Annotated in this window: 7 protein-coding genes and 1 pseudogene; 3 read left to right on the top strand and 5 right to left on the bottom strand. The window is 73.7% G+C overall.

What is annotated here, in order from left to right; translation table 11 throughout:
* Positions 1 to 308, top strand: a pseudogene (locus tag WDV06_RS35260) (hypothetical protein); the annotation flags it as partial.
* A 28-nt stretch (positions 309 to 336) separates the two neighbouring features.
* Here WDV06_RS35260 and WDV06_RS35255 read toward each other — a convergent pair.
* Positions 337 to 1,314, bottom strand: a complete 978-nt coding sequence (locus tag WDV06_RS35255) for an alpha/beta fold hydrolase (RefSeq protein ID WP_395513898.1) — start codon at positions 1,312 to 1,314, stop codon at positions 337 to 339.
* A 324-nt stretch (positions 1,315 to 1,638) separates the two neighbouring features.
* Positions 1,639 to 2,331, bottom strand: a complete 693-nt coding sequence (locus tag WDV06_RS35250; RefSeq protein ID WP_395513897.1) for a metal-dependent transcriptional regulator — start codon at positions 2,329 to 2,331, stop codon at positions 1,639 to 1,641.
* A 239-nt stretch (positions 2,332 to 2,570) separates the two neighbouring features.
* Between WDV06_RS35250 and WDV06_RS35245 the strand changes: the two genes are divergently transcribed.
* The gene (locus tag WDV06_RS35245; RefSeq protein WP_395513896.1) at positions 2,571 to 3,326 is read left to right on the top strand and encodes an SIS domain-containing protein; all 756 of its coding nucleotides are present in this window, start codon (positions 2,571 to 2,573) and stop codon (positions 3,324 to 3,326) included.
* Here WDV06_RS35245 and WDV06_RS35240 read toward each other — a convergent pair.
* The 3 genes from WDV06_RS35240 to pdxH all read right to left on the bottom strand — a co-directional run bounded on the left by WDV06_RS35240 (position 3,323) and on the right by pdxH (position 6,404).
* Positions 3,323 to 4,657 carry a PAS domain-containing protein gene (locus tag WDV06_RS35240; protein ID WP_395513895.1) on the bottom strand — a complete coding sequence of 445 codons (1,335 nt, stop codon included), beginning with the start codon at positions 4,655 to 4,657 and terminating at the stop codon, positions 3,323 to 3,325. The two genes, WDV06_RS35245 and WDV06_RS35240, sit on opposite strands and share 4 nt — an antisense overlap.
* Positions 4,658 to 4,776: 119 nt before the next feature.
* Entirely contained in the window at positions 4,777 to 5,382 is a 606-nt protein-coding gene (locus WDV06_RS35235) for a PH domain-containing protein (protein ID WP_395513894.1), read from the bottom strand.
* Between the two features lie 398 nt (positions 5,383 to 5,780).
* Complete coding sequence (gene pdxH, locus WDV06_RS35230) at positions 5,781 to 6,404, bottom strand: pyridoxamine 5'-phosphate oxidase (protein ID WP_395513899.1); 624 nt, start codon at positions 6,402 to 6,404, stop codon at positions 5,781 to 5,783.
* Positions 6,405 to 6,643: 239 nt separating this feature from the next.
* On the opposite strand from pdxH, the gene WDV06_RS35225 reads away from it, so the two are divergent.
* The gene (locus tag WDV06_RS35225) at positions 6,644 to 7,750 is read left to right on the top strand and encodes a citrate synthase 2 (RefSeq protein WP_351891174.1); all 1,107 of its coding nucleotides are present in this window, start codon (positions 6,644 to 6,646) and stop codon (positions 7,748 to 7,750) included.
* Positions 7,751 to 7,896 lie beyond the last annotated feature (146 nt).

Here is a 7,896-nt window from a genome sequence, read left to right as displayed (position 1 = left end):
GGGCCCGCGCGCGGCCCGCGGCGCACGCGGGCGGCGGCGCGGAGGCGGCGGACCGGGCGGACGGGGCCGACCTGACGGGCGGGGTGGACGGGGCGGACGGGAACAGGAGCGGGGAGGTGGACGTGGACGGAGACGTGGACGGAGACGTGGACGTGGACATGGAGACCCTTCGTCTGCTCACCGCCGGGGTGCAGCGGGCCGGCGGCTCCCACTGGACAGGCCACAGCCTGTGGGGGCCGCCGCGGCCCGTCGCGTACGGCGGGCCGCGCTGGGCTCAGTGGAGGGCGGCGATCCACTCCATCGGGTGAGCGGCGCACCGGCGGCGGGCCGGGCGGGTCATCGGGAGGCCATGCCCGAGACCGCCTCCAGGAAGGGTTCCAGCGCCGCGCGCAGGGCGGCGGGCTGGTCGTAGTGGACGTAGTGGCCCGCGTCCGGGATCTCGGCGTACTGGCCGGCGGGGAGGACGCGGACCATCTCCTGCGCCTCCGCGCGGCCGAGCTCGCCGTCCAGGCCCCGGACGACGAGGGTGGGGCAGCGCACGTTGGCCAGCTCCTCCCAGTGGGCGTCGTGCACCCAGGTCTCGCGGGCCGTCAGCATCTGGCGGCGGGAGAAGAGGGGGCGCCAGCCGTCCGGGGCCTGGTGCATCACCTCGGCGAAGAAGGCACCCCGGCCGGGGTCGGGGCGCTCCACCCGGGGGTCGTCCTCGCCGAACCAGCGGCGGGCGGCGTCCTGGGTGGGGAAGGGCAGCGGCCAGCGGCGGAACCATTCCTCCCACTCCTGCTGCGAGGCCTCGCCGAGCGCGGAGGCCCGCATGTCGCAGATCACCAGGGCGCGGACGAGGTCGGGGCGGCGGGCGGCGAGCTGCCAGCCGGTGAGGGCGCCCATGGAGTGGCCGATGAGGATGACCGGGCCGAGGCCGAGCTGCTCGACGGCCGCTTCGGCGTCACTCACGAAGGCCTCGCGCCCGAGGGCGGGCATGGCGGGCACCGGGGCGCCCGGGGCGGGAAGGGCGGCCGCGGGGGTGCCGGGGGCGCGATGCGCGGGGGCAGGGACGGCGGGGGCGCGGGAGCCGTCCGGCGGGGCGGTGCCGTTGGTCGCCGGGTGTTCGCTCTGGCCGTGGCCCCGCTGGTCCAGGGCCACCACGCGGCGGTCTTCGCCCAGCCAGCTCGCGGTGCCGGCCCAGTGGAGGGCCCGGCCCATCAGGCCGTGCAGTAACAGGACCGCCGGTTGCCGCGGCTCGGCGGGCGGATCGCGGAACTCCCAGGCGGCCAGTCGGACGCCGTCGGCTGCAGTGACATCGATGCGCTGAACCACCGAGGATGCACCCCCTTCGCTCCCGGCCAGACTATCGAACCCGTATTCGAAAACGGGCGTCTCGCCGACAACACCGCTCTTTCGAGTGACCTTGCTCAAGGATTGGCCGCCCCTGCCGATGGAGATCCTTTCAACAGGGAGGCGGGCCGCTCGGGGAAGACGGTCCGAAGGGGATGACCTTGAGAGCTCGGGGCTCCAGGTCAACCAGGGGAGGACGGTCCCGGCGCCGCGAGGCGCCGGGACCACTCGTCTTCAGGGGACTGCGACGGCCGGGCCGGGGCGCACCCCGCGGCACCGGAGGGCGCCGCGCGGGCCGCGCCCGCGTCAGCGCTTGGCGACGAACACGTGCGAGGCGATGTCCGCGTCCAGCTCGGCCGCCTCGCCGCCGCTGCCGACCAGCACCCCGCCCGGGGACTCCGTCACGCTCACCACCGCGCCGGGCTGCACGCCCGCGCGCCGCAGGGTGTACATCAGCTGGGCGTCCGTCTGGATCGGCTCGCCGATACGGCGGACGATCACCGTCTTGCCCTCGCTGCCCGGGTCCAGGTCCGACAGGCTGACCATACCGTCCTCGATGAACGGGTCGGCCTCCGCCTTCTCCCCCAGCTCCTCCAGGCCCGGGATCGGGTTCCCGTACGGGGACTCGGTCGGGTGGCGCAGCAGCTCCAGCACACGCCGCTCGACCGCCTCGCTCATCACGTGCTCCCAGCGGCAGGCCTCGGCGTGCACCTGCTCCCACTCCAGCCCGATGACGTCGACGAGCAGGCACTCCGCGAGGCGGTGCTTGCGCATCACGCGCGTCGCGAGCTTGCGGCCCTCGTCGGTGAGCTCCAGGTGCCGGTCGCTGGCCACCGCCACCAGCCCGTCGCGCTCCATGCGCGCCACCGTCTGGCTCACCGTCGGGCCGCTCTGGTCCAGCCGCTCCGCGATCCGGGCGCGCATGGGGACCACGCCTTCCTCTTCCAGCTCAAGGATGGTGCGGAGATACATCTCCGTGGTATCGATCAGTCCGGACATTCGTGCCCCTCGGATTGCGTGCGCTGGCCCTGTCCCCAATTCTGACGCATCGGGCCGACAACCGTCCCGCGCCTGACGTCAAGGCATGTACGGGACATCCGCCCCGAGCACCGGGCCACCGCCCGGGACGCCCGCCGGGCAGGGCTTCGGTGCCGGGATTGACGCCCGTATTGACACCTCCTTGGTCCAGACCGCACGGTGAGCGGCGGACCACCGACGACTGGAAGGGCCTTCGGCGTATGAGCGAGAGCAAGCTGGCCGGGCAGTTCTTCGACGCCGCCATCGGCCTGCTGGAACGGGTGCGCGACGAGGAGGGCGCGCGGATCGCCGAGGCCGGGACGGCGATCGCCGAGGCCGTGGCGACGGGCCACCGGCTGTTCGCCTTCGGCGCCGGCCACTCCTCGCTGCCCGCGCAGGACGTGGTCTACCGGGCCGGCGGCCTGGCCCTGATGAACTTCCTCGCGGTGCCGGGCACCGCCGGGGTCGACGTCATGCCCGCCACGCTGGGCAGCGCGCTGGAACGGGTCGACGGGCTCGCCGGGGCGGTGCTCGACAGCAGCCCCGCCTCCGACGGGGATGTGCTGGTCGTCATCTCGCTCTCCGGGCGCAATGCACTGCCGGTCGAGATGGCGATGAACGCGCGGGCGCTGGGGCTGACCGTGATCGGCGTGACGTCGGTGGCGTACGCGGCGGAGACCAGGTCCCGGCACGTGTCGGGGACCTTCCTGAAGGACCACTGCGACATCGTCCTCGACAGCAAGATCGCGGTCGGCGACGCGGAGCTGACGGCGGACGGCATCGACGCGCCGTTCGCTCCCGCGTCGACGGTGGTGACCAGCGCGATCATGCAGGCGGTGATGGCGGCCGCGGCCGGGGAGCTGGCCGCGCGGGGGGTGGAGCCGCCGCTGCTGCGGTCGGGCAACGTCGACGGCGGGCACGAGTGGAACGGGCGCGTCATGCGCGAGTACGGGGACCGGATCTTCTTCCGGCACTAGGCCGGACCCTGCGTGGTCTGTGGGGCGGAGGCGAGGTCCAGGTCGGAGGCGACGCGCGACGCCACCTCCTCCGCGTACGCCGCGTCCGCCCGGTCGAACGCGGGACGCGACGGGCCTCGGACGAACGTGAGGATGCCCAGCGTGCGCCCGCGGCTGCGCAGCACCGTGCACAGGGCGTGCGCGGCCCCCGCCGGCCACTGGCGGACCCGGGCCCACCCCTCCGCGGCCTCGCTGCCCGCCGCCCCCGGCGCACTGGCGCGGACCGGGCCGATCCGGTCCAGCGCCTGGAGTGCCGGGTGGGCGGCCTCGTAGCGGGCCGGGATCGCCCCCGGGCGGGGCAGCAGGAGGGCCAGCCCCGACGGGGTCGCCGTCGCGCGGACCAGACGCTGCCCGTCCGCCGCCAGTACGTCGACCAGCGCGTGCTCCGCGAACCCCGCCAGCGCGAAGTCCAGCCGTACGGCCGCCGCCTCCGCCGGGTCGGCGCACTCCGCGGCGGCCCGCCCGGACCGGTGCAGCTGGTTGGCCCGGAACCGCGCCTGCCCGTTGTCCAGCTCCGCCTGCCGGGCCTCGGTGACGTCCTGGAACAGCCACCCCACGCCCAGCGGCACCGGCTCCTCCGCGAGCGGTGAGGCCAGCCGCAGGAACCCGCTCCGCCAGCAGCGCCGCCGCTCCCCCTCCGGGGTCCGCACCGTTACCCACAGCTCCACCGGCCCCGGCGGCGCCCCCTCGGCGAGCACGTGCTGGAGCGCCCCCTCCAGCTCCTCGACGCCCCGGGCCAGCAGATCTCCGAGCGGCCGGCCGAGCAGCGTGGTGCGCCCGGCGCCGAACGCGCGGGCGGCGTGCGCGTTGACCACCGCCGGGCGCAGGTCCACGTCGACCAGGACGACACCCCAGGAGGCGTCGTCCATCAGGGCCTCGCTGAGCGCGATGGAGCGCTCCAGGTCGATCTGGGCGTGGACCTCGCTGAAGGCGCAGTAGACCCCGGCCGGTTTCCCGTCGGCGCCCGGCACCCCGGCGGACTGGGTCCGTACGAGGATCCGGCCGCCCTCCTTGGTCAGTAACGCGAACTCGTGCACCTGGCGGCCCGGCGCGTCCTGCGCCGACATCAGCCGGTCCTGCACGTCGTCCGCGTCGGCGGCCCGCACCGCCCAGCCCGCGAACCCGCGCCGGCCCACCGCCTCGGCGGCGCTCCAGCCGAGGATCCGCTCGGCTTCGCGGTTCCAGTGCGTGATCACGCCGTCGGCGTCGAACGCGCACAGGGCGGCGTCCATCCCGTCGAGCAGCGCTGCGAGCAGATCGTCGGTGGTCTCACCACGTCCGGAAGCACTCACCTGGCACCCCCTGCAGGTGTTCGCGTGTGCGGCACGTCAGATCATTGAACTGGAACGTGACACAGACCACACCCGCTTCTCGGAATCCTCCCGGAATGTCCGATAGGGGTCGCCGTCGCTCAGGTGGCGACGACCATGACGACCATCGCGACGACGAAGAGCACGAAGAAGATCCCGCACCCCCAGAACGTCGCCTTCAGCATCCGCCCCTCGCGCACCGCCTGCCGCTCCATCCGCTCGCGCGCCTGCGGGTCGGGCGCCCAGTCGGGGCCGCGGAGCTCCTCCCAGGCACCGCGGATCGCGGCGATCTCGCGCTCGACGTCGACGTGGTTGTCGTCCACGTACATGAGCTGGACCCGGCGGCCCTCGCCGTCGTAGGCGTACGAGATGAGGGTGGGCTGGTTCTGCCCCATGCCCGCGCTCGGGTTGCGCACCGCCCGGATCTCCTGGATGTCCTCCCAGGCCAGCCGCCTGCTCCCGGTGAACCGGCGGACCCGGATGCCCTTGAGGTCGGCGGAGGTCGCGCAGCGCTTGGACGCCCACACCAGCCAGCCGAAGAGCAGCAGGACCAGGGCCATGACCACCAGCTTCACCGCGCCGGGGACGTCGTCCAGGTTCAGCACGGACAGGGCGATACCGGGCAGCCCGACGCCGACGGCGACGTAGACGGCGGTCATCTGCTGGGACCGGATCCGGTAGTCGCGCGGCAGCACCTCGGCGCCCATGGCACCCCTCCCCCGATGGCGGACGGCCAGTGTAGGGAGCAACCCGGCCCGTGCACAGGGGAGTTGCCGCCATCCGCGCGGAGCTCGACAAATAATTTGAGACCCTCCGGGAGGAGGCCTAGGCTCTGCCGTACACGAGAAGGGAGGTGGTTCCCGAAATGTACGGAAACCGGACGCGTGAGGTGGCTGCGGGCTAAGGGCCCGTCGTCAGCAACGCACCCAGTGCGGTGCCCGGCGGAGGCTAGCCGCCCGGTGCCAATCCCAAGCAGTCACCCGACCCGCGGGCTCGCCGGCACGTCCGGCCGGCTCCTCTCACTGCAGGAGAGGAACCCGAGCCCGCGGGTCGTCTGCGTCTGCGCCGCCCCAGGGGGCAGAGGCGCCCCAGGGGCAGGGGCGCTCTAGGGGCAGAGGCGCTCGATCCGCCACTTGCCCCCGTCGAGGACGTACCGCAGCCGGTCGTGCAGCCGGTTCTCGTGCCCCTGCCAGAACTCCAGCGCGTCGGGCTCCACCCGCAGCCCGCCCCACTCCGGCGGCACCGGCACCTGCTCGCCCTCCGGATAGCGCTCCGCCAGCTCCGCGTACCGGCGGTCCAGCTCGGCACGCGAGGCGATCACCCGCGACTGCTCGCTCGCCCAGGCACCCAGCTGGGAGCCGTGCGGCCGGGACCGGAAGTAGGCGGCCGTCTCGTCGCGGCCGGTCCGGGCCGCCCGGCCCGTCACGATCACCTGCCGGGCGATCGGATGCCAGGGGAAGAGCAGCGAGACGTACGGGTTCTTGTCGATCTCCCGCGCCTTGCGCGAGCCGTAGTTGGTGAAGAAGACGAAGCCGCGGCTGTCGAACTGCTTCAGCAGCACGGTGCGGGAGCTGGGCCGGCCGGCGGCGTCGGCGGTCGAGACGACCATCGCGTTCGGCTCGAAGAGGTGCGAGTCGGCGGCCTCCTGGAACCACCGGGCGAACTGCGCCATCGGATCCCCGTCGAGACCCGCCTCCTCGACGATCTCGGATCGGTACTGCTGGCGCATGGCGGCGGGGTCAATGTCCTCATCGGTCACACGGCCATCCTGCCGCAGCAACCGGGCGAGGGGTGTGCCGTATGTCACGCTTCCGAAGGTCCGGTGGAACGGACAAAATCTTGGGGCCGGTCCGAGGGTCCCCGCACGGATGACCACCGGCCGTGCCGGGCATCAACGGTGATGACCGCGCCGGACCGCGAATCACGCCGGGAACCGCGCGTGTTCGCACTATCTGAGGGAGCCGCCGCATGTCCGACTTCGTACCCGGACTCGAAGGGGTCGTCGCGTTCGAGACGGAGATCGCCGAGCCCGACAAGGAGGGCGGAGCGCTCCGCTACCGGGGGGTGGACATCGAAGACCTCGTCGGCCACGTCTCCTTCGGGAACGTCTGGGGCCTGCTGGTCGACGGCGCCTTCAACCCGGGCCTGCCGGCCGCCGAACCCTTCCCGATCCCGGTCCACTCCGGTGACATCCGCGTCGACGTGCAGTCCGCGCTCGCCATGCTCGCCCCCGTGTGGGGCCTCAAACCGCTCCTGGACATCGACGAGCGGACCGCCCGCGACGACCTCGCGCGCGCCGCCGTCATGGCGCTCTCCTACGTCGCCCAGTCCGCCCGCGGCCAGGGCCTGCCGATGGTCCCGCAGCGGGAGATCGACAAGGCCGAGTCCGTGGTCGAGCGGTTCATGATCCGCTGGCGCGGCGAGCCCGACCCCAAGCACGTCAAGGCCGTCGACGCCTACTGGACCTCGGCCGCCGAGCACGGCATGAACGCCTCCACCTTCACCGCGCGCGTCATCGCCTCGACCGGCGCCGACGTCGCCGCCGCCCTGTCGGGTGCCGTGGGCGCCATGTCCGGGCCGCTGCACGGCGGCGCGCCCTCGCGCGTCCTCGGCATGATCGAGGAGATCGAGCGCACCGGCGACGCCGTGGCCTACGTGAAGAAGGCCCTCGACAAGGGCGAGCGGCTCATGGGCTTCGGCCACCGCGTCTACCGGGCCGAGGACCCGCGCGCCCGCGTCCTGCGGCGCACCGCCAAGGAGCTCGACGCCCCGCGCTACGAGGTGGCCGCCGCGCTGGAGAAGGCGGCGCTGGAGGAGCTGCACGCACGCCGCCCCGACCGGGTGCTCGCGACGAACGTGGAGTTCTGGGCCGCGATCATGCTGGACTTCGCGGAGGTCCCGGCGCACATGTTCACGTCGATGTTCAGCTGCGCCCGTACCGCCGGCTGGTCCGCGCACATCCTGGAGCAGAAGCGCACGGGCCGCCTGGTCCGCCCCTCCGCCCGCTACATCGGCCCGGGGCGGCGCGACCCGCGCGACATCGAGGGCTACGCGGACATCGCGTCGACGGCCTGACCCCTCCGGATTCCGGGGGGCGCCCCCCCCCCCCCCCGGGGGGGCGGGGGGGGCCCGCCCCCCCCCCGCCCCCTCCCGCCCCCGCCACAGCGCCCCGCGTCGAGCCCTCGGATAGGGTGAATCGGTACGAATCGGACCCCCGTGAG

It is taken from the genome of Streptomyces racemochromogenes (assembly GCF_044129415.1).
GTDB lineage: Bacteria > Actinomycetota > Actinomycetes > Streptomycetales > Streptomycetaceae > Streptomyces > Streptomyces racemochromogenes_A.
The sequence above is the reverse complement of the archived record's forward strand: the minus strand, read 5'-3'. Positions and strand labels throughout refer to the sequence as shown.